The 25,303-nt window shown below is 67.9% G+C and carries 25 protein-coding genes; 10 read left to right on the top strand and 15 right to left on the bottom strand.

The features are described 5' to 3' along the window. Window positions 1-49: 49 nt before the first annotated feature. Complete coding sequence (locus AB0J95_RS09425) at window positions 50-487, top strand: MarR family transcriptional regulator (RefSeq protein ID WP_364754691.1); 438 nt, start codon at window positions 50-52, stop codon at window positions 485-487. Window positions 488-630: 143 nt separating this feature from the next. On the opposite strand, the gene AB0J95_RS09430 is transcribed toward AB0J95_RS09425, so the two are convergent. Continuing rightward, the gene (locus tag AB0J95_RS09430) at window positions 631-1,293 is read right to left on the bottom strand and encodes a TetR/AcrR family transcriptional regulator (RefSeq protein ID WP_364754694.1); all 663 of its coding nucleotides are present in this window, start codon (window positions 1,291-1,293) and stop codon (window positions 631-633) included. 66 nt (window positions 1,294-1,359) lie between these two features. Between AB0J95_RS09430 and AB0J95_RS09435 the strand changes: the two genes are divergently transcribed. The 3 genes from AB0J95_RS09435 to AB0J95_RS09445 all read left to right on the top strand — a co-directional run bounded on the left by AB0J95_RS09435 (window position 1,360) and on the right by AB0J95_RS09445 (window position 3,713). Further along, on the top strand, window positions 1,360-1,941 hold the full coding sequence (locus AB0J95_RS09435) for a carboxymuconolactone decarboxylase family protein (RefSeq protein ID WP_364754696.1): 582 nt from the start codon (window positions 1,360-1,362) through the stop codon (window positions 1,939-1,941). Between the two features lie 235 nt (window positions 1,942-2,176). After that, window positions 2,177-2,608, top strand: a complete 432-nt coding sequence (locus tag AB0J95_RS09440) for a DUF4383 domain-containing protein (RefSeq protein ID WP_364754698.1) — start codon at window positions 2,177-2,179, stop codon at window positions 2,606-2,608. 124 nt (window positions 2,609-2,732) lie between these two features. Continuing rightward, window positions 2,733-3,713 (top strand): helix-turn-helix domain-containing protein, encoded by a 981-nt coding sequence (locus tag AB0J95_RS09445; RefSeq protein ID WP_364754701.1) that lies wholly within the window; start codon window positions 2,733-2,735, stop codon window positions 3,711-3,713. Here AB0J95_RS09445 and AB0J95_RS09450 read toward each other — a convergent pair. After that, window positions 3,685-4,347 (bottom strand): C39 family peptidase, encoded by a 663-nt coding sequence (locus AB0J95_RS09450; protein ID WP_364754704.1) that lies wholly within the window; start codon window positions 4,345-4,347, stop codon window positions 3,685-3,687. The genes AB0J95_RS09445 and AB0J95_RS09450 overlap by 29 nt on opposite strands. A 255-nt stretch (window positions 4,348-4,602) precedes the next feature. Between AB0J95_RS09450 and AB0J95_RS09455 the strand changes: the two genes are divergently transcribed. The 3 genes from AB0J95_RS09455 (at window position 4,603) to AB0J95_RS09465 (ending at window position 8,998) form a co-directional block, all read left to right on the top strand. Next, window positions 4,603-6,201 carry a DUF4331 domain-containing protein gene (locus AB0J95_RS09455; RefSeq protein ID WP_364754706.1) on the top strand — a complete coding sequence of 533 codons (1,599 nt, stop codon included), beginning with the start codon at window positions 4,603-4,605 and terminating at the stop codon, window positions 6,199-6,201. Window positions 6,202-6,272: 71 nt separating this feature from the next. Next, on the top strand, window positions 6,273-7,607 hold the full coding sequence (locus AB0J95_RS09460; protein WP_364754709.1) for a tetratricopeptide repeat protein: 1,335 nt from the start codon (window positions 6,273-6,275) through the stop codon (window positions 7,605-7,607). After that, on the top strand, window positions 7,604-8,998 hold the full coding sequence (locus tag AB0J95_RS09465; RefSeq protein ID WP_364754712.1) for a High-affinity nickel-transporter: 1,395 nt from the start codon (window positions 7,604-7,606) through the stop codon (window positions 8,996-8,998). Before AB0J95_RS09460 ends, AB0J95_RS09465 begins: the two co-directional genes overlap by 4 nt. Window positions 8,999-9,150: 152 nt before the next feature. On the opposite strand, the gene AB0J95_RS09470 is transcribed toward AB0J95_RS09465, so the two are convergent. Both AB0J95_RS09470 and AB0J95_RS09475 read right to left on the bottom strand, forming a co-directional pair. Continuing rightward, window positions 9,151-10,404 carry a DUF222 domain-containing protein gene (locus tag AB0J95_RS09470; RefSeq protein WP_364754714.1) on the bottom strand — a complete coding sequence of 418 codons (1,254 nt, stop codon included), beginning with the start codon at window positions 10,402-10,404 and terminating at the stop codon, window positions 9,151-9,153. A gap of 384 nt (window positions 10,405-10,788) precedes the next feature. After that, window positions 10,789-11,502: an NAD(P)-dependent oxidoreductase gene (locus tag AB0J95_RS09475; protein ID WP_364754717.1), complete on the bottom strand. Its 714-nt coding sequence runs from the start codon at window positions 11,500-11,502 to the stop codon at window positions 10,789-10,791. A 58-nt stretch (window positions 11,503-11,560) separates the two neighbouring features. Here AB0J95_RS09475 and AB0J95_RS09480 point away from each other — a divergent pair, with 58 nt between their 5' ends. Then, a complete protein-coding gene (locus AB0J95_RS09480) occupies window positions 11,561-12,379 on the top strand; it encodes a class I SAM-dependent methyltransferase (protein WP_364754720.1) in 819 nt (272 codons plus the stop codon). A 3-nt stretch (window positions 12,380-12,382) separates the two neighbouring features. Here the strand turns inward: AB0J95_RS09480 and AB0J95_RS09485 are convergent, their stop codons facing one another. From AB0J95_RS09485 to AB0J95_RS09495, 3 genes are read right to left on the bottom strand one after another with little or no spacing between them, the layout of a single operon-like run. Then, complete coding sequence (locus AB0J95_RS09485) at window positions 12,383-13,138, bottom strand: SDR family oxidoreductase (protein ID WP_364754723.1); 756 nt, start codon at window positions 13,136-13,138, stop codon at window positions 12,383-12,385. Window positions 13,139-13,149: 11 nt separating this feature from the next. Then, complete coding sequence (locus AB0J95_RS09490) at window positions 13,150-14,142, bottom strand: LLM class flavin-dependent oxidoreductase (RefSeq protein ID WP_364754726.1); 993 nt, start codon at window positions 14,140-14,142, stop codon at window positions 13,150-13,152. 26 nt (window positions 14,143-14,168) lie between these two features. Then, a complete protein-coding gene (locus AB0J95_RS09495) occupies window positions 14,169-15,701 on the bottom strand; it encodes a long-chain fatty acid--CoA ligase (RefSeq protein WP_364754728.1) in 1,533 nt (510 codons plus the stop codon). A 138-nt stretch (window positions 15,702-15,839) separates the two neighbouring features. Here AB0J95_RS09495 and AB0J95_RS09500 point away from each other — a divergent pair, with 138 nt between their 5' ends. Further along, a complete protein-coding gene (locus AB0J95_RS09500) occupies window positions 15,840-16,457 on the top strand; it encodes a TetR/AcrR family transcriptional regulator (RefSeq protein WP_364754730.1) in 618 nt (205 codons plus the stop codon). On the opposite strand, the gene AB0J95_RS09505 is transcribed toward AB0J95_RS09500, so the two are convergent. The 7 genes from AB0J95_RS09505 to AB0J95_RS09535 are packed head-to-tail and all read right to left on the bottom strand — an operon-like array spanning window position 16,450 to window position 23,248. After that, window positions 16,450-16,923, bottom strand: a complete 474-nt coding sequence (locus AB0J95_RS09505; RefSeq protein ID WP_364754732.1) for a helix-turn-helix transcriptional regulator — start codon at window positions 16,921-16,923, stop codon at window positions 16,450-16,452. The two genes, AB0J95_RS09500 and AB0J95_RS09505, sit on opposite strands and share 8 nt — an antisense overlap. Before the next feature lie 53 nt (window positions 16,924-16,976). Then, the gene (locus tag AB0J95_RS09510; RefSeq protein WP_364754734.1) at window positions 16,977-17,534 is read right to left on the bottom strand and encodes a sortase; all 558 of its coding nucleotides are present in this window, start codon (window positions 17,532-17,534) and stop codon (window positions 16,977-16,979) included. Next, window positions 17,531-17,866, bottom strand: coding sequence for a hypothetical protein (locus tag AB0J95_RS09515; RefSeq protein ID WP_364754737.1), 336 nt, complete (start codon window positions 17,864-17,866; stop codon window positions 17,531-17,533). The genes AB0J95_RS09510 and AB0J95_RS09515 overlap by 4 nt, the downstream gene beginning before the upstream one ends. Then, window positions 17,863-18,675, bottom strand: coding sequence for a DUF4397 domain-containing protein (locus AB0J95_RS09520; RefSeq protein WP_364754739.1), 813 nt, complete (start codon window positions 18,673-18,675; stop codon window positions 17,863-17,865). Before AB0J95_RS09520 ends, AB0J95_RS09515 begins: the two co-directional genes overlap by 4 nt. An 11-nt stretch (window positions 18,676-18,686) precedes the next feature. After that, window positions 18,687-21,146: a glycosyltransferase gene (locus AB0J95_RS09525; RefSeq protein WP_364754741.1), complete on the bottom strand. Its 2,460-nt coding sequence runs from the start codon at window positions 21,144-21,146 to the stop codon at window positions 18,687-18,689. A gap of 34 nt (window positions 21,147-21,180) precedes the next feature. Next, a complete protein-coding gene (locus tag AB0J95_RS09530) occupies window positions 21,181-22,374 on the bottom strand; it encodes a cytochrome P450 (RefSeq protein ID WP_364754744.1) in 1,194 nt (397 codons plus the stop codon). Between the two features lie 52 nt (window positions 22,375-22,426). After that, window positions 22,427-23,248, bottom strand: coding sequence for an SAM-dependent methyltransferase (locus AB0J95_RS09535; RefSeq protein WP_364754747.1), 822 nt, complete (start codon window positions 23,246-23,248; stop codon window positions 22,427-22,429). A 354-nt stretch (window positions 23,249-23,602) separates the two neighbouring features. Between AB0J95_RS09535 and AB0J95_RS09540 the strand changes: the two genes are divergently transcribed. Beyond that, window positions 23,603-24,466, top strand: a complete 864-nt coding sequence (locus AB0J95_RS09540) for an alpha/beta fold hydrolase (RefSeq protein WP_364755053.1) — start codon at window positions 23,603-23,605, stop codon at window positions 24,464-24,466. 143 nt (window positions 24,467-24,609) lie between these two features. On the opposite strand, the gene AB0J95_RS09545 is transcribed toward AB0J95_RS09540, so the two are convergent. Beyond that, window positions 24,610-25,281 carry a YafY family protein gene (locus tag AB0J95_RS09545; protein WP_364754749.1) on the bottom strand — a complete coding sequence of 224 codons (672 nt, stop codon included), beginning with the start codon at window positions 25,279-25,281 and terminating at the stop codon, window positions 24,610-24,612. Between the last annotated feature and the right edge of the window lie 22 nt (window positions 25,282-25,303).

Raw genomic sequence — 25,303 nt, forward strand, 5'->3', positions numbered from 1 at the left:
TCATGATGCTGGCTGGGTCTCCGGCACGCAAGCAGGGGAGTGGTGAACCGTGTCACTGGACGACGACGCCGCGGAGGCCCGCGCCCAAGGCTGGCGCACCCTCGCCGCGCTGCACGCCTCGCTGGAGGACGCCCTGGAGAGGGCGCTGCAGAAGTCCCACGGCCTGTCGGTGAGCGAGTACAGCGTGCTGGACGTGCTGGCGCGTCAGGATGGCTGGCACATGCGGATGAACCAGCTGTCGCGCGCGGTGGTGCTGTCGCAGTCGGCTACGACGCGGCTGGTGACCCGGATGGAGAACCGTGGGCTGTTGAGCCGGTACCTGTGTCCGGATGACCGGCGCGGGATCTACACCGAGGTGACCGCTGCGGGGCATTCGCTGCTGGCTGAGGCGCGGCCGGTGCACGATGCGACGCTGGAGGAGGCATTGCGGGAGGCGGCGAAACTGCCGGAGCTGGCTCCGCTGGTGGATGCGCTGGCGCGGCTCTAGCTCGGCTTGACTTGGGCTTAAGTGGCCTGGGTCACTATGAGGACATGGCTGAGTCCGAGCATGACGAGACTTTTGATGACGACGAGTTCGAACCGGTGATCATTCGCGGGCGCGAGTGAGTCGCGTTCTTATGGGGCGCCTGCCTACCTGGGCCTTTGGGTAGGGCTGGCGCCCCGGGGTCCCTTGGTCTGGTCTGTTTCCTGCGGTGGTGAGGGCGGGAGGCCGACGAGTTTGGTGAGGAACCTGTCGAGCTGCTCTGTGGGTGGGGGCCAGGGGAGGTCGGGTTCGTTGATGCGTTGGGAAAGCATGCCGTTGACGGCAGTGCGTAGGTCGATGGTGACGGTGGCGGCGTCGTCGGGTGGGGCGATGCCTGCGTCCATGCAGCGTTGAATGGCGGTCCGGGTCCTGGCGATGAGCGTTTCCTTGAACGGCGCGCCGAGGCGGCGGTGGACCTGACTCTCGTGGAGCACTTTGTAGAGGCCGGGGTGGGACTCGGCCCAGGCGACCTGGGCGAGGATGCGCGCTCGTAGTTGTGCGGCTGGGTCTGGTGAGGCGGCTGTTTCGGCTGTGTCGCCGTTGGTGACCAGTTCGTGCTGGCACTGCTGCATGACCGCTAGGACCAGGGCGTCGCGGTCGGGGAAGTGCAGGTAGACCGAGGTGGCGGCGATCGATACCTCGCGTGCGACCGCGCGCAGCGACAGGGCCTCGTCGTCGGCCAGTTCGTCGAGCATCCGCATGGCGGCGTCGATGATGTCGGCGCGCAGCAGCTCGCCCTGTCCGCGTGCATTGGGGCGGCGGCGGTTCACGGAAGGGGATTGTAGCCGAACAGGTGTCACGCTACAGTCGTAGCGCTACAGCTGTTCATTTAAGGAGTGGTCGAGTTGTTCGCTGAGAAGCTGGCCATCACGGGCGAGATGATGGACGGGATCGCCGAGTTGACCGCGCGGGAGAAGGTGTTCCTGCGGCTGACCGCGGATGTGTGTCTGGGAGTGCCGCTGGGGGAGCATGCTGGGGTGTCCAAAGAGGATGTTCGGCGGCTGCTGGCGTTCATCGCCTACGACGCTGGTTATTCCAAGGTCGAGCGTCTGGTCCGGGAGGTGGGGGACGACCCTGAACCTGTTGAGCGGCCAACGGGTCCGCCTGCCCTGCCCGCTGAGGTTCAAGCGCAGGTGAGGCAGATCGATCCGTGGTTCGCCGAGTACGTGATCCTGCAGTCGGATCTGAACCGTCTGACTCCGGGGCTCACCGAGCGGGAACGTGCTTTCGTCACGATGAGCATCGACATCCACTACCAGACTTTGGGCGACACGTTCCGTGCTCATGTCGGCCGTGCGCTGCGAGCCGGTGCCACGCATGAGGATCTGAGGGCGGTGCTGCGGTTCTCGGCGCAGTTCGGCCTCACGCGGGTGTGGGAGGCGTGGCACGCGCTCAATGCCTTGCTGGCCCGGGTATAGGCCACCCCCGGCCGCGGAGGGGGGAGGACGCGAGCCGGGGGTGGGCTGTGACCGGTGCGGCGGTCGCCTCTCGGCGAGTGGCGCATGAGGGCTCCAGCTTGACCTGGTATTCCCTGATGGCTAGTGGTGAGGCCCGGGGACACGGTCCGCACCGATCATCCTGTTCAACTCCCGGGGCCCGCCCGGTGTTCCGGCGGCGGAGTGTGACCTGCGTTGCACTGGGTACCCGATCTTCATGGCACATCGCAAGCTTGGCTACCTGGTGATCGCGATTGGACTGTGCTACCTGGTGTTCGCGCTGTTCGGGTTCATCCAGATCAGCGACAACAGCACGGTCGGCGGTGACCTGCGCGGCGGGAACCCGCCCGATCTGCTGTGGGGCGTGTTCGGCGTGAGCACCGTGCACAACTTCATCAACGTCCTGCTCGGCGGGATAACCCTGGTGGGCGGCTTCACCTTCCCCAAGTCCAGGCTGATCACGGCGTGCGCCGCCATCGGGTTCGCGTTAGTGACCGTTTACGGTGTGATCGCCATACTGGTGCGGGGGAATGCTATCGATCCGCTGTCGATCACTTGGGGCGACAACATCTTGCACCTCGTCACCGCGGTGGTACTCGGTGTGCTCGCCACCGCCGTCCGGGAGCACAGCCGCACCGAGGTCCACTGAGGACAGACGGTGCGGCCGCGGCGGGTCGCCGCCGCGGGTGGGAAATTCCCCGGATGGGTGACAGCGCGCTGACCAGGTGCGACCATGGGCCGGTCACAGCAGTGGCCGGCGCAAGGGGGTCGTGGTGCTGCGCGTCCATTTCACCCCGGAGGACCTGACCAGGGTCCGGATCCGGCCCGAGCCGCTGCCGCTCTGGGAGGTGCTGCTGAGCCTGCACCTGTTGCAGACGCGGCACGGCGACGTGGTGTTCGGCCAGTGGCGGCGGCGCGCCCGCCCGGCGTTGAGCGACATCCTGACCACGTTGGCGCCGCCGAAGGGCTATTCGCCGGACTTCCTCACCCCGGCGGTGGACAGCGCCGACCTGGAGGTCGGCCTGGAGGCCCTGCTGAGCACCCGTCGCCAGACGCTGCACAGCGAGCTGAGCCGTCTCGCCGAGCAGACACCGTTGCCCGGGTGGGTACGGCCGCTGGCGGCGGGGGAGCCGCGGATGCTGCGCCTGCTCGCGGACACCATTCGCCGGTACCACGCGACGGCGCTGCAGCCGTACACGGAGGTGTTCCGCGCGCACATCCGCGAGGAATGGACCCGGCGCACGGAAGTGGTGATGGCGCACGGCCTGGAACACGCGCTGCGCACGTTGCACCCGTCGGTGCGGTGGCGCGCGCCGGTACTGGAGGTCGGCTATCCGGTCGACCAGGACCTGTACCTGGACGGCCGTGGGCTGGTGCTGGTGCCGTCGTTCTTCTGCTGGCAGACGTCGATGACGTTCGCGAACCCGTCGCTGCGGCCGGTGCTGGTCTACCCGGTGACCCCGGACCTGGGCTGGGTCTCCGCGAGGCCCGGGGCGCCCGACCAGAAGTCGCTCATCGCCCTGCTCGGCCGCACGCGAGCCACCGTACTGCGCACCATCGCGGACAAGCCCGGCCTGAACACGACCGAACTTGCCCGCGAGGCACGGACATCACCGGCGGGGGCCTCTCAGCACGCGACCGTGCTCAGGCAGGCCGGGTTGGTGATCACCAAACACAGCAACGGTTGTGCGGTGCACACACTGTCCACAAAGGGAGCCGCACTGCTCAGGCCGAGTAGCCCTTCGGCGGGATGAGCGTGGCCAGCTGGTTGAAGGTGAGCCAGTAGATCTGGTGGCCGCCGAAGCTGGCCGGGTCGGCGATCTTCACCGTCATGTCCGACGAGTCGTACCCGATCACGGTGAAGTAGTGGTAGATCGTGTAGTTCGGGTAGCCCGGCGGGTGGTTGTTCGGCGGGGCCACGATGTTGGCCACGATCGCCCAGCCGTTGTTGATGTCCAGCACGACGTCGCGCCACAGCAGGTCGCGCTGCGCCTGGGTGGGCGGGTCGTTGGGCATGTTCTTCGTCTCGTACCAGCCGGTGCCGAGGTCGGCGTTGAGCACCCTGGTGACCTGTCCGATGTAGTCGGTGCCGTTCTGGGTGGTGCCCAGCTGCGCGGCGAGGGTCGCCTGGCTAGGGATGTTGCCGGTCCGGGCGGAGATCGCGATGCGGGTGGCGGCCGGCCCGCACCAGTACCCGGTCTGCTGCACCTGGTAGGAGATGTTGAGCACGGCCATCGTGCTGACACCCTCGACTTTCGCCGGTGCGGGCATCGCGCGGACGAAGTCCGGTGGGGTGACGACGAACTTGGTGTCGGCGGCCGCCACGAGCGGCGTGGTGACCAGTCCGGACAGGACAAGGGCGGCGCAAGCCAGGGCTTTCAGGCGCATGGGACGGTTCCTTACTTACACAGGGGAGGAATCCGGCACCGATCGTCCGGCCGCCGATCACTGTGTCGCAACGGGATTCAACGGTGCCGGAAACCGCCAGCTCGCCGACGCCGCTCCGTAGAACCGTAGTCACACAGAGTGACGCAGGCCGGGTCGCGAAAAAAATTCCGGCCAGGACCGATCCGGATCACGCACAGCTCCGTATAAGAGGTGTCCTGGGAGGGACGAGGCGCGTAACCGCCCATGAGGATGGTTATGTCAAAACCGCAGACGGCACGTGTTCCGCGCAGGTCACGTGCGGCCGCCGCAGTGCTCGCGGCGGGAGTGGCGTTGGTGGGCGGGTTGGTCCCCGGTCCGGCCGGCGCTTCCAGCCACCGTGAGGCACCGCTGATCGCGGCGGACCCCACAGTGGACAACACGGACCTGTACGCGTTCGTGAGTCCGGACAAGCACGACACGACCACCATCGTGGCGAACTTCTTCGGCTTCCAGGAGCCGAACGGCGGTCCGAACTTCTACCCGTTCGCGACCGACGCGCACTACGACATCAACATCGACAACGATGGGGATGCCAAGGCGGACCTCGTCTTCCGGTACACCTTCTCCACCGATGACCGGCGCAAGAACAACACGTTCCTGTACAACAACGGCCAGGTCACGTCGATCAACGACGACAACCTGCTGTTCCGGCAGAACTACTCGATCCAGCTGTTCGACGAGCACGGCGGCTCGCGCTACCTGGTGCAGAACGCCCGCGTGGCGCCCTCGAACGTCGGCCCCGCGTCCATGCCGGACTTCCGGCTGCTGCGCGACCAGGCGATCACCAAGATCGGCGGCTACGGCGTGAGCTACGCCGGTCCGTCCGACGACGCCTTCTTCGCCGACCTGCGGGTGTTCGACCTGCTGTACGGCGGGAACCTGTCCGAGGTCGGCCAGGACACCCTGCGCGGCTACAACGTCAACACGATCGCACTGCAGATCCCCTCGCACCTGCTGGCGGTCAAGGGCGACCCGAAGCGCAACCCGGTGATCGGCATCTGGAGCGACACCGAGCGGCAGTCGCTGAAGCTCTCGCCCGGCAAGGCCAGCCCCGAGGGCGACTTCGTCCAGGTCTCCCGGCTGGGCAACCCGCTGGTCAACGAGGTCGTCTCGCCCGCGGGCCTGAAGGACGCGTTCAACGCGCTCAAGCCCGAGCAGGACCGCAACGTCAAGGCGCTGGTGGACCGGGTGGTCAACCCCGAGCTGCCGAAGCTGATCGAGCAGATCTACAAGATCAAGGCGCCGGACACGCCCCGGGACGACCTGAAGGAGATCTTCCTGACGGGTGTCACCACCAAGGCGGGCGGCCCGATCAAGGCGGACCTCAACTCGCAGCTGAACAACGCCGATGTGGACGCCAACCGGTTCGCCGCCTCGGAGATGCTGCGGCTCAACATGGGCGTCATGCCGACCGCCCAGCCCAACCGGCTCGGGGTGCTCGCCGGTGACCTGCAAGGGTTCCCGAACGGCCGCCGGCTCACCGACGACGTGGTCGACATCGCCATCCAGGCCATGGAAGGCGCGGCCCAGTCCGGCAAGCTCGTCGACGCCCTGGCCACCGGCGACAAGGTGGACGCCAACGACGTCGCCTTCGAGCAGCGCTTCCCGTACGTGGCGGTGCCGAACAACCAGGCCGTGAACACCAACGCGGTGCAGCAGGCCCAGGTCGAGAAGAAGTCGTCGATCCTGCCCGACCTGCCGGCCGGTGCGCTGGTCGGTGGCGCGATCGGGGCCCTGGTGCTGCTGGGCGGCGCGGTCTACCTGTGGCGCAAGCGCCCGACCAAGGCCCGCCACCGCAGTAACCGTCCCTGGTGAGTGTCCGAATCGATGCCCGTAGGCGCGGCCGCGTGAGCCGCGCCTACGGCGATCCCCGAGGAGTGGGCTCCGTGCTCGAACCGCCGTTCCTGGAACCCGAGGCCACCGGTCTGCGCCGGTGGTGGCCGGTGGCGGCGCTGCTCCTCGGGATCGCCACGATCCTGTCGGTCACCGTCTACTCAGGACAGCCGTCGCCGGTCGTCGCGGCTCCTTCGGGAGCCAACCCGACCCAGCACGACCGGTTGACGGCGTCGGTGGCCTCCATGCAGAACCGGCTGCGCCGCCTGCCCCAGGACGCGGGTGGGTGGGCGCAGCTCGGTTCTGGCTACGTCGAGCTGGCGCGGATCACCGTCGACCCGACGTACTACCTGAAAGCCCAAGGCGCGCTGGACAAGGCGATGCAGCTGGAGCCGGACAACCCCCAGGGCATGATCGGCATGGGGATGCTGGCCAACGCGCGGCACGACTTCACCACCGCCCGCATGTGGGGAACCCGGGCTGTCACAACGTCCCCGACCGCCGAGGGCTATGGCGTGCTCGCGGATGCGTTGACACAGCTGGGCGACGACGCCGGGTCCAAGGACGCGGTGCAGAAGATGCTGGACCTCAAGCCGAACGTGACCTCGTTCACCCGGGCCTCGTACTACTTCGAGACGCACGGGATGGACATCGAGGCCAAGGCCGCGATGGAGCGGGCGCTGGGCGCCGCCGGGGCGCCCGACGAGATCGCGTTCTGCCGCTACTACCTGGGCGAGCTGGCGTTCAACTCCGGCAACCTCGACGAGGCGGACAAGCAGTACACGCAAGGGCTCGCGCTGGTTCCGTACGACCCCGCGCTGACCGAGGGCGCGGCCAAGATCGCCGCGGCCCGCGGTGACTACGAAAAGGCGGTTGGTGCGTATCGCCTTCTCGTTTCGCGGGCCCCGTTGCCGCAGTACCTCACCGAGTACGCCGAGGTGCTCGAGGCGTCGGGCCGGAAGGACGAGGCGGACAAGCAGTTCATGATCCTGGCCCAGCAACAGAAGCTGATGGAGTCCCAGGGCGCGACCGACGACCTCACCGCCGCTCTCGTTGCCGCGGACCATGGTTCGCCCACCGAGGCGCTGGCCCGCGCGACCGCCGAATGGGGCCGCCGGCAGAGCGTTCTGGTCGCCGACGCCATGGCGTGGGCGTTGCACGTCAACGGCCGGGACGCCGAAGCGTTGCCCTACGCGGAGAAGGCCGCCGCGCTGGGCTGGCACAACGCGACTTTCGCCTACCACCGGGGGATGATCCTGCTGGCGCTGGGCCGGACGGGCGAGGCGGAGCAGTTCCTGGCCCAGGCGGTGGACACCAACCCCCACTTCTCCGTCTCGCAGGCCGGTATCGCGAAGCGGAAGCTGGCCGAACTGCGGAGTGGTCGATGAAGTTCGTTGCCCGGGCCGGGATCGTGGCCGCGCTGCTGGTCCCCGCCTTCCTGTTCCCCGGGAAGGCGCATGCGCACCCGCTGGGGAACTTCAGCGTCAACCACTACAACGGCCTGTCGATCCACACCGACCGGATCGACGTGACCTCGATCGTCGACCTCGCCGAGATCCCGACGCTGCAGGAAGGCCGGCTCGACGCCGGTTCCCAGTGCGGGCAGCTCGCGGGATCCGTCAGGTCCACCGTGGACAACCAGACGGTGCAGTACTCGGTCGTGTCGTCCACTGTGGAGCAGGTCAAGGGTCAGGCGGATCTGCCCACCACCCGGCTGACCTGTCAGCTGTCCGCGCCGGTGACCATCACCAAGCCGGTCACGGTGTCCTTCGCGGACTCGTTCCGCGCGGACCGCGTGGGCTGGCACGAGATCACCGCGGTAGGCACCGGTGTCCGCCTGGACTCCCCGGTTCCGGCGACCTCGGTGTCGAACGAGCTGCGCAAGTACCCAGACGACCTCCTGGCGAGCCCCTTGGACGTCCGGAGCGTCGAGCTGCGAGCCGAACCGGGCGTGAGCACATCCAACAGCGCCATCGCCCCGACCGGCGGCAGCGCGGGCTTGCTGGACAAGGCTTCGCTTGCCCTGGCCGACTTCGTGGGCCGCCGCGAGCTGACACCTTTGATCGGCATGCTCGCGGTGTTGCTGGCCTTGGTGCTCGGCGCTTCGCACGCGGCCCTGCCCGGTCACGGCAAAACCGTGATCGCTGCCTACCTCGTGGGCCGCCGGGGGACAGCCAAGGACGCCGTTGTCGTTGGGGCAACGGTGACTTTGACGCATACCGCCGGGGTTTTGGTCCTGGGGTTGTTGTTGAGTGTGTCCAGCGCGCTGGCCGGGGAAAGTGTGTTGCGCTGGTTGGGGATCGGCAGCGGGCTGCTGATCGCCGGGATCGGTCTGGTGTTGCTGCGGTCCGCCGTGCGCAAGCGTGAACCTGCCCTGGTCGGCGCGGGCCATGGCCACGGTCACGGGCATGGGCATGGGCACGGTCATGGACATGGTCATGGGCACGGACACGGTCAGCGGTTCGGGCGGGGGAGCCTGATCGGCATGGGCGTGGCCGGTGGCCTGGTACCGAGTCCTTCGGCTCTGGTGGTTCTGCTGGGCGCTGTGGCGTTGGGACGGACCTGGTTCGGCATCCTCCTGGTGTTGGCGTACGGCATCGGCATGGCCGGAATGCTCACCGCCGCCGGGTTGCTGCTGGTGAAGTTCCGCGACCGGTTCGACCGGTTCACCGTGTCGAATGGAGTCGTGCAACGAGTGATCGCCGCCGCACCCCTGTTGACCGCAGGCCTCGTGCTGATCGTGGGCGTCGGGCTGACCATCCGGGCGGCACTGGGCTAGCGGGCCCTTTAGGGGCTTCGTGGGTTGGGGTGCGGGCTTGAGGGCCGCGCCCGATCACCTGTTGGCTCAGGCCGCCGCCCACGTAAAACCGAACCGCGCTCTGTGCCTCCTGCGGGCATCCCTCTGACCCAGGGATGGCGGGGTCCCTGGGGTTATGCGGCGGTGGGCAGGGGTGTTGGTGGTTGTGGTGGTCTTCGGGCGGAGTTGGTTCGCGGGCGGCGGTGCGGGTCGATGTAGGCGGGTGGGATGAACTGTGGGGTGCGGTTGAGCATCTGGATGGTCCAGTCGCTGCGGTGCACCAACCGGTGATGGTGGGGGCAGAGCAGGACGAGGTTGTCGATTTTGGTGGGGCCGTGGTTGCGCCAGTGGATGATGTGGTGGGCGTCGCAGGCGCTGGCGGGTGCACCGCAGCTGGGGAAGGCGCAGCCACCATCCCGGAGGATCAAGGCGCGGCGGATGTGGGCGGGGACGGTGTAGGAGCTGACGCCGATGTCGAGCGGTTCGGATTTGCTGCCCAGCACGGCGGGGAACAGGTGGCTGTCGCAGGCGATGCGGCGGGCTTCGCGGGCGGTGAGGTAGGTGTCGGGGCCGACGAGGATGCGGTCGTCGAGGTCCCGCAGCAGGTCCGCATAGGAGATGGTGATGGCGACCGGCGTGCGCAGCCCGTTCCTCTTGGGCTGGGATGGGCACTGGGCTGCCATGCGCAGGGTCTCCACGAACGCATCAGCGGTGCGCTCGGCCTGACTGCGGTCGTCGGCGCGGTCGGTGGGGCGCTGCTCGCCCTTCTTGATCACCGGGTGCAGCAGATGGGCGTCTTCAGCGGGCAGGTGGCCGCGGAAGTCAAGGCCACCATCCCGACGGGCGCGGATGTGCAGCATCCGGTCGGGCTGCTTGGGTTCCGGATCGGGCGGGGGTGGGCCATCGGGATCGACGATGTTGCGCACCCGGGTGCCGAAGCGGGCCAGGGCGTTGGGGTCGTCCTCGGCGGCTTGGGCGACCATGGTGGACTCGGCCAGAGCGAGCTTCTCGGGCTCCAGATCGGGCAAGTCCTTGAGGGTCTTGCGGATGACGTCCACGGCTTCGGAGCCGAGGTCTCCGGCAGCCATGGCATCGGAGGTTGCGGGCAGGGCGGGCTCGATGATGGAGCCAGTGGGGGTGATGCTGGGGAACAGCGCTTCGGCCTGCGCGAGGCGGCGTTTGGCTTCCTTGGGCGAGATCCGCAGCGCGTGCACGAGCAGCGCGGCGGGGTTGGAGTAGCCGAGGTCGTTGGCGAGGCCCTGATTGTTCAGGTAGGCCACCAACTCCAGCCCGGTGTACTCGATCCGCCGACCCTGCGCCTCAACGTCCTGCAGGGCAGCCACGATCTCTTCTTTTGTTTTACCCCAATGGTTTCCACTGCCTTGCATAGCTCCACAATACCGGGCACAACCCGCGATTTCAGTGCTGCGCAAGGCCGTCACCGATGTGGGTGACCCGTCAACGCGAAGCGCAACAGACCTCGCCTTCGTGCCCTGTCCCTCCGGTATGGCCTGGCGCTTGCGCAATCGCATCTGTCAAGTGGGGGCCAAAAACCAAACGTCGGTCCGCCAATCCAAAGCAACCACCCACCCAAGCCATACGGACCGGCACCCCGCCGGAAACCCGGCCCCACTTGACAGATGTGATTCCCTCCGGGCAGGCCATACCGGAGGGACAGGGCACGGCCCTGAACCCCCTCTGGGTGGCGCTGCCGCGCGGCGAGCGCTCTTCCACCCACCCTGAGGTCGGCGCCAACACCAGCCTGAAGCCCACTACCCGAACAAGCGACAGTTCGGAAACTCGTAAGGCTCGTCTTCCGGCACATCAAGCAGCGCGCTGTCATCAACAGGCTCGTAACCCAGTTCGGCGCGCGCATTGCTGATGTCCCAACGCGCCGGAGTGTTCGCGGAAACTCCGAAGTAGACACCAAACCGCACATCAGCGGTCAGCGCCGCCAACACGAGACGCCGAGCGTCCCGATCCGACAACCGCATGTCGGCGAACCGCGGCCCAGCATCCGGATACCCAGTAGACCCCAGCCGAAGGCAGATCACCGAAACGCCATACCGCTCGGCATGCTCCCGGCCAAGCTGCTCGACAGCAACTTTCCCCTCCCCATAGGCACAGCACGGCGCGGGAGTCCACTCCGGACCAATCAACTCCCGGCCAGCCCGGTGGTACAGCCCCATCGCATGCACCGAACTGGCCAGCACAATCCGCGGCACCCGATCTCCACACGCCCGCAACAGGACCTCGGTGACGGCAACAGTGCTCCGGTAAGCCGAATCCCAGTCCTGTCCCGGGCTGGGATTCGCCGCCAGGTGGAGGACCGCGTCGGCGCCGCGCACCGCCTCGGCGGCCTGCCGGGGGTCGGCCAGGTCCAACTGGTTCGCGCCGGGCCGCACGTCCACCAGCCGGGTGTCCACTGGCAGGGCGGGCCGCAGCACGGACGCCACCCGGCCGAGGCCGCCGGTCACGATGAGCATCTGAACCTCTCGCAGGGGATCAAACCCAGGGTATCCGGCGCGAGTACCTTTGGTGGGTATGGACCGTGAGAAAGTCACGTTGACCGGCGCGCCGGAGACAATGCTCGCCACGCTGTACGGTCGCGCGGTCGACAGCCGCCGGCCGCAGTCGGTGCTGCACGACCATGCCGCGGCCGAGGCCGTCTCGCGGATCGACTACGACTTCCGCAAGACCAGGATGAACACCACCAGCTCGGTGGGCGTCGCCATCCGCGCCAAGCTCCTGGACACGTGGACGACTGATTTCCTCAAAACCAACCCGTCGGCGACCGTGCTGCACCTCGCCTGCGGCCTGGACACGCGGGCACAGCGCATCGCCCCCGGCCCGTCGGTGCGGTGGTTCGATGTGGACTATCCCGATGTGGTGTCGTTGCGCTCCAAGCTTTTGACACCGCCCGACGGGGACTACCACCTGATCGGCTCGTCGGTGACCGCCCAGAACCTGCTGTCCGTTGTCCCCGCCGACCGGCCCACGGTCGCCGTGTTCGAGGGCCTGACGATGTACCTGACCCAGGACGAAGGCCAGGATCTGATCCGCCGGATCACCTCACACTTTCCCAGCGGGCAGCTGTTGTTCGACGTATACGGGACCATGGGCATCAAGCTGCAGAAGCTCGTGCCCGCGGTCCGCAACGCCAACGCCACCCTGCACTGGGGAGTGGACTCTCCGGACGAGATCCTGGCCCTGCACCCCGGAATGCGCTGTCTCGACGACCGGCGCAGCACCGACCTGCCCGACCTCGACAAGCTCCCGTTCTTCGGCCGCCTCAACCTCAGGCTGGTCGACCGCATCCCGAAACTGCGTGATGTCGGCCGGATCATGCGGTTGGAGTTCTGAGGCTCACACGAGCGACGCTGTCAGCCCGCCGTCGAGGACGTAATGGCTGCCGGTGATCCACGAAGCCCGGTCGGACGCGAGGAACGCGGTGACCTCGGCGATGTCCTGCGGCGTGCCCAGACGGCCCTGCTTCATGGCCACGAGGTCGCCGAACGGGATCTGGGTGGCCGCCTCGAAGTCGGGGACGAGCCGTTCGACCATGGCCGTGTCGGCGAACCCCGGGCAGACCGCGTTGACCCGCACGCCCGACGCCCGCATCTCCACCGCCGCGACCCGCGTCAGCTGGATGACCGCGGCCTTCGTCGCGCAGTAGGAACCCAGCAGCGGGCTGCCGCCGATGCCGGCGATCGACGCGATGTTCACGATGTTCCCCTTGGCGGCCACCAGATGCGGGATCGCCGCCTTCATCGCCACGAACGTGCCGCGCACGTTCACCGCGAAGATCCTGTCGAAGCTCTCGGTGGACTGCTGCAACAACGGCGACGAGACCTCGATCCCGGCGTTGTTGACCAGCACGTCGAGGCCGCCGAGCAGGTCGACCGCCTGCTGGATGGCGGTCTGCACCTGGCCCTCGTCGGTGACGTCGCAGTTGGCGACACCGGCGGCGCCGACCTCGTCGGCCGACTGCTTGGCCGAGTCGGCGTTGATGTCGCTGACCACGACCTGGGCGCCGCGCTGCGCGAACAGGGCCGCGATGGCCTTGCCGATCCCCGCGCCGGAGCCGGTGACGAAGACCCGCTTACCCTGCAGTTCCGACATTTCGCTTCCTTTCAGTTGGCGTTGACCTTGGGCAGGATCTCTTCGGTGAGGCGCTTCATGTCGTCGAGCGTCTTGGCCACCGGCACGTCCTGGAACGGCGGCCACAGCAACGGCATCGTCAGACCGGCCTCTTTGTAGCGCTTGAGCATGTCGGTGATCTGCGCGGCCGTGCCGGCGAGCAGGTTGGTGCCCTTGCCCATCGGCGACTGGTCCATCTCCTGGTCGGTGATGACGAACCAGATCATGCTGCAGATCTCCAGGTCGTCCACGGAACGCGGAGTGTCCAGTGCCTCGAGCTCGCGCCGGATCTCGGTGCGCCAGCGCTGGATGTCCTCGGGCGAGTCCTGGATCCCGATCCAGCCGGACAGGTTGTACTTGGCGATCCGGCTCGCGGAGCGTTTCGGGTCCTTGAGGCCGCTGAAGAAGATCGGCGGGTGCGGTTTCTGCACCGGCTTGGCGCCGAACCCGCTGCGCTGGAAGTCGGCGAACTCGCCATGGTACTCGAACACCTCATTGGTCCAGATGCCCTGCATGATCTCGAGCGTCTCGCGCACGTGCTTGTGCCGCTTGGGAAAGATGTGCGACGCGCTCGCGGCGGCGAACTCCTCGGGCATCCAGCCGGAGCCGACGGCCACGTTGAGCCTGCCGTTCGACAGGTGGTCGATGGTGGCCAGCTCCGCGGCCAGCACGCCGGGTGCGCGGTAGGGCGTGTCGATGATGCTCATGCCGATCCGCACCTTCGACGTCTTCGCCGCCAGCCACGGAATCAGCGGCATGCCCTGCAGGAACTCACCGCGTGAGCTGACCGGGAGCCCCTTGGGGAACCCCTCGATCATGCCGAAGGCGTACTGCATCTCAACGGTGTCCGAGGTTTCCGGGACGATGACCCGGTCGAGGGTCCAGACCGAGTCGAAGTCGAGGTCCTCGGCCAGGCTGGTGAGGTCCTCGAGTTCCCGCACGGTGACCTTGTCGCGGAAGTTCGGGAGGTAGAGCGCGAGCTTCATGGTGGCCTCCTCGCTGCGTGGGTGGCTCAGCCACCGGTGAGTACGGAACGGATCTCGGTCTTGAGGACTTTGCCGACGGTGGAACGGGGCAGCTCCGGCCAGATCTCGATCTGCTTGGGCGCCTTGACACCGCCGATGCGCTGCTTGACGAACGTGATCAGGTCGTCGACGTCCAGCTCGGTGCCGGGCTGGAGCTGGACGACGGCGGTCACGCGTTCACCCCATTTGTCGTCCGGCAGGCCGATCACGGCGCAGTCGCGGATGGCGTCGTGGGCCATCACCGCCTGTTCGACCTCGGCGGAGTAGACGTTGAACCCGCCGGTGATGACCATGTCCTTGGCGCGGTCGACGATGTGCAGGTAGCCCTCGTCGTCGAGGAACCCGATGTCACCGGTGTGGTGCCAGCCGTGCGCGGATGCCTCCGCCGTGGCCTCCGGGTTGCGGTAGTACCCGGCCATCACCAGCGAGCCGCGCACGCAGATCTCGCCGCGTTCGCCTTGCGGCACAGGCTTTCCTGTCTCATCGAGGATCGTCACCGTGACCAATGGCGACGGGCGGCCCGCGGACGACAACCGTCCAGTATGGACAGTTCCGTCCGGACGGCGGTGCTCCGCGGGCGACATCGTCGAGATCATCATCGGCGCCTCGGACTGGCCGAACAGCTGCGCCATCGGCCCGATCCGGTCGAGCGCCTCGGTCAGCCGGGCCGTCGACATCGGGGCCGCGCCGTACCAGAAGCACTGCAGGGACGACAGGTCCGTGCGATCGAGGGCCTCGTGGCCGAGGACCATGTAGATCAGCGTCGGCGGCAGGAACGTGTGCGTGACCCGGTGGCGCTCGATGAGTTCCAGGAACCGGCCGACGTCCGGTTTGGCCATGATCACGACCTCGCCGCCGCGGGCCAGGACCGGGAAGCACAGGACGCCGGCCGCATGGGTCAGCGGCGCCAGGGCCAGGTACACCGGCCGCCCCTCGAAGGGGTAGCTCATCAGCGTGATCGCCGACATCACTTCGAGGTTGCGGTCGGTGAGCATGACCCCTTTCGGGCGTCCCGTGGTGCCGCCGGTGCCGACCAGGGCGACCACGTCCCCGGGCGGCGCGGCCTCGGCGTCCGGATCGTCTTCGGCCGCCGCCAGCCAGTCGTGGAAACCCGGTGCGCGCTCGTCGCCGTCACCCAGCCGGACCAGCGTGGTCAGCTTCGGCAGTCTCGGGACGATCTGGCCGACCAGCTCGTCGAACGCGGGCTGGTAGATCAGGGTGGCGCAGTCGAACAGGTCGAGCAGTTCGGCGTTCTCACCGGCCGCGTTGCGCGGGTTGATCGGGCACCACACGGCACCCGCCCGGGCGATGCCGAACACGCAGGCGAACGCGGTCGGGTCGTTGGCCGAGAGGATGCCGACCTTGTCCCCGGGGGCGACGCCGGAACGCCGCAGCGCTCGGGCGACGGCATTGGCGAGCTCGACCACCTCGCCGTAGGACAGCGAGACCCCGTCGAGGGTCAGGCAGGGCGCACCGGTGTCCAGCGAAGCGCCTTTTTCCAGATAGAAGTACAGCGACATCATTGTCTCCGTCTGAGTCCTGCTGACCTTGGCCGACGCCGTCGAGGACGTGGCACAACCCTCGCTTTCGTTTGGACGAATGTCAAGATTTTCTTGGACGATCGGTCAAAGAATCACCCCGGGTGGTACCTTGATCCCATGACCAGCGCAGCAGCCGCGAAGCGCCGGCCTCGGGTGGACAAGTTCGAGGACCGCCGCCGTGAACTCGCCGATGCGGCGCTGGTTGCCATGGCCGACCTCGGCTACGCCCGCACCAGCCTGCGCACGATCGCCGAGCACACCAAGTTCTCCCACGGCCTGCTGCACTACTACTTCGCCGACAAGGTCGAGCTGATCACCTACTGCGTGCAGCGGTACAAGGCCGCGTGCGTGAAGCGGTACGAGAGCGGCGTCAGCGAGGCGTCCACTCCGGCCGAACTGGCGACCGCCTGCGGCGATGGGCTGGCCGCCGCGCTCGAAGAAGCGCCGTTGATGCACCGGCTCTGGTACGACCTGCGGGCGCAGTCGATGTTCGAGGAGGCGTTCCGCGGCGATGTCGCCGAGATCGACGACAGCCTGCAGGAGATGATCTGGCGCAACGTTTGCGCGTACGCCGAGCTCGCCGGGGCCGGGCCGACCTGTTCCCCGTCGGACGCCTACGCCATGTTCGACGGCCTGTTCCAGCAGGCGCTGCTGCGCCACCTCGCCGGCGCGCAAGGGGCTCTGGACGATCTCCGGTGCGGCGCTCGTGACCTGTTCCCTCGTCTCGTCAGCTGAAGTTGTTGTCGAGCAGGGAAGTTCGCAAGGTCAGGGCCACTGCTTCGAGGCGGGAGTGCACGCCCAGTTTGGTCAGCAGGGACTGGATGTGGGTTCTCGCGGTGGTGGGCGAGATGCCCAGGGTCGTGCTCATGGCTGTGGTGTTCAGGCCCTGGACGAGCAGGCCGAGGCATTCCCATTCGCGGTCGGTGAGGTGGGCCGCGAGGTGGCGGGCGTCGGCGATCTCGTTGGCGTCGGGGCGGGGCATTGTGGCGTGACGCGCGAGATCAGCCAAACGGGTGACTTCACGGTCGAGCATCTCCAGGCGTTCGGCCACTTCGGGACTCAGCGTGAGGTCGGTCCGGGTGGCACCGACGAGGTTCGCCATTGTGCCCAGATCCTGTTCCAGGGTACGGAGAATCGCCGCGGTACGGCGGTCGTCCCGGCGGCGGCCGGGGCCGTATCTGCGGTCCTGAAACGGTTCCATGGCACCCCCAGGGTGGACTACCACTGGGTATCGACCCTCGGTCGCCGCGCGTTTCAGGTTGCCTCGACGATGATGTTGTCGCGGTAACTGCGCACCGAATGGTCGAACGAACCGCCACAGGTCACCAACCGCAACGTCGGCACCGGCACGGGTGAATACACGTCCGCGGTGGGAAAAGCGGTCTTCGCGACCCGGATCACCGACACGACGGTAAAGGACACACTGGACCCATCCACCCGGTCGACAACAACCTGGTCGCCGATACGGACATCCCGCAACCGGAAGAACACCGCGGGCCCGCTCCGCGAATCCACGTGCCCCGCCAGCACCGCCGGCCCCACCTCCCCGGGCCGCACCCCGAACCACCCGACATCCCCGAAATTCGCGGGCGGCACCAACACCCCCTTGGCATCCACCCCCATCCCCACCACCGGCCCATCAACCCCCACCGCGGGAACCCGCACCCTCACCGGCCCCGCAACCGCGGTCACCACCCCGGAACCAACAACCCATCGCGGCGAAACAGCCAAGGGCGCAACGGTTTTCGGAGCAGCGGGCATTGCCGACGCGCCGGTCGCCAGCACCGCGGCCAAAACGAGCAGGAGCCTCATTCGGTTGGCCACTGCCCGGTGGTGACCCAGGTCTTGATGGAGCTGAGCACCGAACGGGTGCGCTGGACTTCGCGGCCTTCCCGGTGGAGGAGGTCGTCGCAGGGCAGGTGCTCTGGGCTGTTGCGGTGTCGGCCGGTGTCGGCGCCGGGCAGCTGGCGGTGGCGGCCGGGAACGCGGGCTTCGCGCAGGCGCAGCGCCAGGGCCGCGAGGTCGGCCGCGGTCTGCCGGTGGTGGGCGGTTGTTTCCTGGTGGGAAATGGGGGCTGGGCGGGGATGGAGGGGTTGGGGCGGTTCCGTGGGGGAGGGGTGCGTGGGGGTGTGGGGGTGGGTCATGGTGTGGTCCGGTATGGGGTTTTCCGGCGGAGGGTGAGGGCTGCTGCGGCGGTGAGAGTGGTGAGGAGGATCAGGGTCCAGGGTGTTGTGTTTTGTGGGGCGGTTCCGCCGTAGCCTGCCTCGATGGGGCCTGAGGGCACTACTTCGGCTCCTTTGGCGTCCTGGCGGGCGACGGCCGTGAGGGTTCCGTTGCGTTCGAGCACCAGCACTGTGTAGACGGCTCCGGCGTCGAGGTTCACCGGGAGCTCTGTGGGGGCGGCTTGTTTGGGGGTGAGTTTGAGGGTTGTGGTGCCCGCGGCGAGGGTTTGGTACGGGCTGGGGTCGGCGAAGGCGGCGTTGGTGATGACGGGGCTGCCGTCGCGGGTGATGTCCATGGCGCCGGTGGTGGGGGCCGCGTTGATGGCGCGCATCCGGGCCTGGCCGGTGGGCGGCAGGCTGATGTCGTCGTTGAGGACCTTCAGCGACAGCGCGGCGAACTTGCCGAGCCCCGCGACGGTGTACGCCTGGCCGTCGGCGCCCTCGAGGGATGCGGAGATCACGGGTTTGCTGGCCGGGTCGGCGCCCGCGGGGCGCATGGAGATCGTGTACGTGCCCGCTTCGATTCGCTGGTAGCCCGACATGTCGCCGTAGGCCACGCCGTTCAGCTTGATCGACCAGTCCGGGCGCCCGAAGGTCGTCACGGTGACGTCGACCGCTGGGGTGTCGGGGGAGAGATGGGCCAAGCGCAGGTAGCACCCTCCCGCGGTGGCATGTGCGGGCAACGGCGCCGCCAGCAGCACGAGCGCGGCGCAGAGCACGGTCCGGATCATGGTCGACCCTCCTAGTTCGCGGCCTGAGCGGGCAGCAACGGGATGCGCCAGCTGAGAACGGCGCCATCGGAATCGAGCCGCACGGCCGAAGGCGCGTACGGCGGGAGCTGGGCCCGAAGCCAGTCAACGAGATCGTCACCGGCCGGGCGGCCATCCACAGCGGACACAACGACAACGCGGTCGGGCAGGGCGGATCCCGCCTCGGGCGCGGGCTTCCCGGTCCACGACACCGAAACGTCATGGTCCCGGCACAGCTGGGCCAGCACGGTCATCGCGACCAGATCGACGCGCCCCTCCTCCAACGCCGACCGGACCTCCGCTGGGGTATGCAACCGGACGTTGTTCGCGAGCTGACGTCCGGCGCTGGCCCGGGACGCCGACGACAAGTACTCGACGGGAACCGGCAGAACCACCGGAAATCCGAACCGCGCCACCTCGACCCCGGACCCGGCGCCCACAGCGGGAGCGGGGAAACCCGGCCGGTCCCGCACCACATCGGACCACACCCCCGGAGGAACAGCGACTCGCACATCCCGGTCCAACGCGGCCGTCATCCACGAGGAAAGTCCACTGTGGTCGGAAGGAACGGCGGCAGGCATCCACAACACGGTGGCCATCGAACCCGCCACAGCCGTCCCTGGAACCAGCCACAACACCGGGCGCGACACGGCCTCATCCACCGCGGCGGCAACAAGAACAGCAGCCCCAGCCACCAGCGCGGGCACCAGAACCGAAGCATCCAGCAGCCCCGCAAGCAACGCCCCAGCCAGCACGCCAGCAGCCACCGGACGAGCCCACCCGACAATCAGCCCGCCGACAACCGCCCCAGCGACAACCCCCAGAAGCGCATACCGCTGACCAGGAGAAAGAACCCCACCAGAAACAAAACCGCTGCGCCACAAGAAATAGCCGAGCCCCGCAGTCACCACCACAGCGGCGCCGACCAGACGCCATCGGTGAGAAATGGCGAACCACACAGCGAACCCGGCTCCGACAGGCACAAGCAGCAAAGGCGCGGTGGCCAAAGCCAGCAACGCCAGACCCGCCGCCAGGAACACCAAGAACGCTCGCGGCCGCGGCAAAGCGGCCAAACCGGCAGCGGCGGCCAGTGAAGCCCAAGCCGCGCCCAGCAATCCGGGACTCATGCCGGTCAAAGCGGTCACGGCAACCCCGCTGACGGCGAGCATCCCCAACGCGATGGCCACGACCCACACCCGGATCCGCACCAACCGCATGACCCAAACGAGGCCGAGCAGCATCATCACCACGGCAACCACGGAAAGCTCACGTGCGCCCGTCAAAGTGCTGGCATACCGACGAAAAGCCCCAGTCACCCCGGCGTACCCGGAAAGCTGCCACGACGTGAAAGCCAACGGTGTGCCGGCAGAAGGCCCATCGATCCCCGACGAAGTCGCATACGCGGCATCCACAATCGACGGCTCAACCCCGGCGGCCGGAACCCGGACAAGCGAAAGAACCACCCGGCCCGCAACAAGCCCAGCGGCGGCAACAACCAGAACCCACTGAACCAAAGGAACCCGCGGCCGAGCCGCCCGGAACTGAACCCACTCGGCCTGAGGCGAGTGCCGCAAGACGGACAGCGCAACCCAGGCATCAACAACACGCAGAAACGGAAAGACGAGACCAGGTACGAAATACCGAGGCTCCCGTTGACGCAGAGCCACCGCGATGGTGACGCCATAGTCAACGGCCATCACGCACAAGGAGACCAGCAGCAGCCAAGGCGAGATCAAAGCCGGCAACAGCAAAGCCGGAGACAAAGCCACCGGCAAGACACGGCGAACCACCAGGAAAGAGGTAGCCCACGCACGGATCTGCGCCCAGTGCTCGCCGAAACGCCCGGCTTGAGGTGGAAACACCCGAGCGGTGGGGCAGAAGACCACCCGCCCCAAGCCCTTCGAGAAAATCTCGTGCACCGCGCCGAAGTCGTCGGGGGTGACCTCCCGCAGAACACTGCTCCGGTAGATCCGCGCCACCCCGGGAACCGACCGCGACCGCGAAGGCCCCCATTCGGCCAAAGCGTACATCCGGGAACGATACGCCGCCAGAACTCCCTTGCACGGCAACGAAGTGCGCCCGTCCACGGCCGCGACCGACGGATCGGCGAACAATGCCATTGCCTGTTCGAGGTAGTGCAGGTCCAGCGATGTGTCCGCGTCGATCAGCACCACGAACTCGAACCGGTCCAGCAGCCGGAAGGCATCGAGCCCGGCGGCGAAGGAACCGGTCCGCCCCAACGGCCGCATGGTCTCCGCGAGCTGAACCCCGCACTGCTCGGCCAGATCCACCGTCCGGTCCGAGGAAGCGTCCGACACAAGGAAAACGCAGTCGAGCGGGACCATGTGGGCGGCGGTCTCGACAGCCGCCTTGATCCGGTCCTCGCCGTTGTGCGCGACGATGAGAACCGCCACGTCCCAGGCGGCCGGCCACACCGCCATCGCCCGGTCCACGCACCCACTGTGCAGGACGGTCACGCATCTGTGCTCATACAGATGCAGTAGGCCGTCCGGTGAGGTACATGGGCAGCCGCACCGGGCCGCGGGTGTTCGCGGGCCGCCACACCAGCTCCGTCTCGGGCACCGCGAGGGCGAGAGAAGTGAAGCGCCGCAACAAAGTCCCGATCGCGACCTCGGCCTCCATCCGTGCCAGCGGGGCGCCGACGCAGAAGTGCACGCCGCGGCCGAACGCCAGATGAGAGTTACCCGTGCGGGTGATGTCGAACCGGTACGGCTGGGGGAAATGCGTGGGATCGTGGTCCGCTGTCCACAGTCCCAACGCGACCACCGAACCCGCCGGGATGGTCATGTCCGGCAAGGGGATGTCGGTGGTGGCGAACCGCATGGAGCTGAACGCCACCGGCCCGGCCAGCCGCAGGCACTCGTCGACCGCGGCGGGCACCAGGCTCGGGTTCGCGCGCAGCAGCGCGAGCTGATAAGGGTTGCGCAGCAAGGTCAAAACGCTGTTGCCGATCAGGTTCACCGTCGTTTCGTGCCCGGCGACCAGCAGCAGCGACAACATCATCCGGAGCTCGTCCGGTTCGAGCTGGTCCTCCGCGACCAACGCGCTGGTCAGATCGTCGCCCGGGTCCGAGCGTTTCTTCTCGACGAGCACCCCGAAGTACGAGTCCAGGCTCGCGACCGCGGTCCGGTAGGCGTCCATCGAGGCCTTGTCGCCCTGGTCGAACACGATCGCGTTGGTCCACGTCCGGAACTGTTCGCGGTCGTCGGCGGGCACCCCGAGCAGCTCGCAGATCATCAGCACCGGCAACGGGAACGCGTACGCGCCGACCAGGTCCACCGGCTGTCCCGAGGAAGCGGCCATCGCGTCGGCCAGCTCGGCGCAGACCTTCTCGGCCCGCGGCCGCAGGTCCTCTACCCGGCGCGCGGTGAAGCTGCGGGCCACCAGCTTGCGCAGCCGGGTGTGGTCCGGCGGGTCGGTGCTGAGCAGGCTCTTGGTGCGGCGCTGGAACATCGAGCCGAACCGTTGCGGCAGCTCGCCGCGCGCCACCAGCTCGGCCTCGATCGCCGGCGCGGACATGACCAGCCGCGCGTCGCCGAGACCGGCCGCGACCTCGTCGTAGCGGGTGACGAGCCAGGCGTCGATGCCGGTGGTCAGCCGGCCGCGGCGGGCCGGGCCGGGCTCGAACGCCGGCGGCCGCGCCGGATCGCCGCCGCGCACTTGATCGACACTGTACTGATCGACACTGTGCTGATCGACCACGTCCCACCCCTCATGGTTTGCGGGCGACTGCTGCGAGAACCGAGTCGTGCCAAGGGGCCTGGTTGAGCACCCGGAGCCCCTCCGGCCGCCAGTACGAGGTGTAGACCAGGCCGGGATCGAGCATCTCCAAGCCGGTGAACAGCGCGGCGATCCAGGCCGGGGTGCGGGCGGTGGCCGCCGAGGTCAGCGACTTGGTCATCTCCAGGACGTTCGCCAGCTCCAGCGCGTCCCGCTGGCTCTTGCCGAGCGTGGTGTGCGACAGCACGAGGTAGCTGCCGGAGGGGACGGCGTCGACGTACCGGGCGACGGTCCGGCGCACGAGGTCGTGGTCGGGGATGTAGTACAGCGACGCGGTCATCAGCAGCGCGACCGGCCGGCTGAAGTCCAGCAGCGACCGGGTCAGCGGGTGGCGCAGCACGAAGTCGGTGTCGGTCAGGTCCGCCTCGATGATGCCCGCGCCGCTGACCGCGTCCAGGGTCAGCTGGCTGTGCGCGACCGCGACGGCCTCGTTGTCCACGTAGACCACGTTGCTGGCCGGTTCGATCTTGCGGGCCATCTCGTGCACGCTCTGCCCGGACGGGATGCCCGAGCCCAGGTCGAGGAACTGGGTCACACCGTGGCTCGCGCACAACCGCACCGCGCGGCGCAGGAAGGCCCGGTTCGAGCGGGCGGCGGCCCGGATCCACGGCATCCGCTTGATCGCCTCGTTCGCCCATTCGCGGTCCACGGCGAAGTTGCAGGCGCCGCCGATCAGGTAGTCGTACACGCGGGACGGGCTGGCCTGTTTGAGGTCGATCTGCCGGGCTGTCAGTTCTGCGGGGTCGCCGACCACGGATCTTGCTCCATCCGGTGTGTCAGGGAAAACGCACAGCCTACCCGCATTCACGCAATTGATCCCACGATTGCTCCATCAGTGGTACGGCATTGTGCGAAAAAGCGAAGTCACCGGCCGGGTGAACGATATAACCGATCAGGTGACTGTGTGGATCACCGGCCCGGCAGTACGGTGCGCTCTTCGTTGTCCGAGCCGACCTCGAGAAGGTCATCACGAATGCGACAGATCCGGCGACTCGTCCTGTCTCTGCTGGTCATGGCGGGTGTGATCGTTGTTCCGCCGGGCGCTTCGGCGGCGCCCGCCCAATGTTCCTCCGTCACGGTTCCGGTGACGGTGATCCTTTTACTGCCAATGAATGTCCGCGGTCAGTTGTGCGCGCCGGCCGGCGCCACAACTGTGCAGGTCCTGCTGCATGGTGCGACATATAACCGCATGTATTGGGATCTGCCGTACGGTGATTACTCGTATCAACGTCAAGAGGCCGCGCGGGGACTCGCGACCTTCGCGATCGACGAATTGGGTGTCGGTCAGAGCACGCGGCCATTGAGCACGCTGCTCACCGGCGTCACGCAGGCCTCCGCCGTCCATCAGGTGGTCGACTATCTTCGGCGCGGCTACGGCAAGGTCGTTCTGCACGGTCATTCCGCGGGTTCGGCCATCGCCGTTGTGGAAGCGGCGACGTACCACGACGTCGACGGCGTGATCCTCACCGGCGTCACGCACCTGCCGAACGTCCCGGTCGTCGGCCAGGATGTCCTTTTCGGACTGTACCCGGTCACCCTCGACCCCCAGCTGGGCCCGCGCGGCGACGACCCCGGCTACCTCACCACCAGACCCGGCACCCGCGGCACCATGTACCACTCCGCGGGCGACCTCGACCCGCTCGCCGTCCAGGCCGACGAGACCTACGCGAAGGACACCGTCTCGGCCACCAGCCTCGTCGACATCATCTCGCTGGGCCTGGTCAGCCCGATGTCCGCGGGCATCAACGCGCCCGTGCTGCTGGTGGACGGCACCAACGACACCGGGTTCTGCGGCCTGATCCGCGACTGCTCGACCGCCCAGGCCCTCCTGGCCCAGGAGGCACCGTACTTCGGCGCCGGGCGGCTGTCGGTCTACGTCCTGCCGGGGTCGGGGCACTCGGTCGCCTTGGCCGCCAACGCATCCCTCTACCGCGACACGGTTCGCACCTGGCTGGCCCGCAACGTCGGCTAGCCGGTGTCCCGGGCGCAGGGGCCGCCGCGGCGGCCCCTGCCTGAACCGTCTGGGTCACCAATCCCGGTCGTCGGCCGGTCCCGCTGCTACGAATCCACTCGCACCGAACAAGAAGTACTCCAAGTCTGTAGGACGGGCAGGACTCAGCTGGCGTGGCTGAGGGTGGGCGGGGTGATCCGGCGGTCGGTGGTGATCTTCTCGCCGAGCCGGAGGTCGGCGACGCGGTCGAGCAGGAAGCCGCGCGGGGCCTCGCGCAGGCGGCACCAGGCGAGCAGGTACCAGCCGCGCGGGCCGTGCAGCAGCCCCATCGGCTCCACGCCCCGGCTTGTGATGTGCTCGTTCTTGTCGCGATAACGCAGGTACAGCACGCGGTTCTGGTCGAACGCGCGCTGCACGACGCGCGGCACCGCCGAACGCTCCGCCGGTGACATCACCGGGCGGACCCGGTCGACCATCCGGCGCACCATCGCGGTGTCGCGCTCCGGCAGCACCGCGTCGATCTTGGCCTGCGCGGTGTTCGCCGCGTGCTCCAGCGGGAACCCGCGCAGCTCCCGCAACGCCACCGCGACAGCGACCGCCTCGTCCGGCGTCAGGTTCACCATGGGCAGCAGGCGCTCCTCGTCGAACACGTAGCCGCCGCGCCTGCCCCGGTCGCCGTAGACCGGGACGTCCGAGCGCTGTAACTCGGCCAGGTCGCGCTCGATCGTCCGGACCGACACGTCCAGCCGTTCGGCCAGCCAGCGGGCGGTGCGCGTCTCCGGAGCGGCGGCGCGCAGCTCGTCCACCAGGGTGGTCTGTCGAGTGGTTCGGTTCATGTCGTCATCATACCGTGTTTTG

The organism is Actinocrispum sp. NPDC049592 (assembly GCF_040675465.1).
GTDB lineage: Bacteria > Actinomycetota > Actinomycetes > Mycobacteriales > Pseudonocardiaceae > Kibdelosporangium.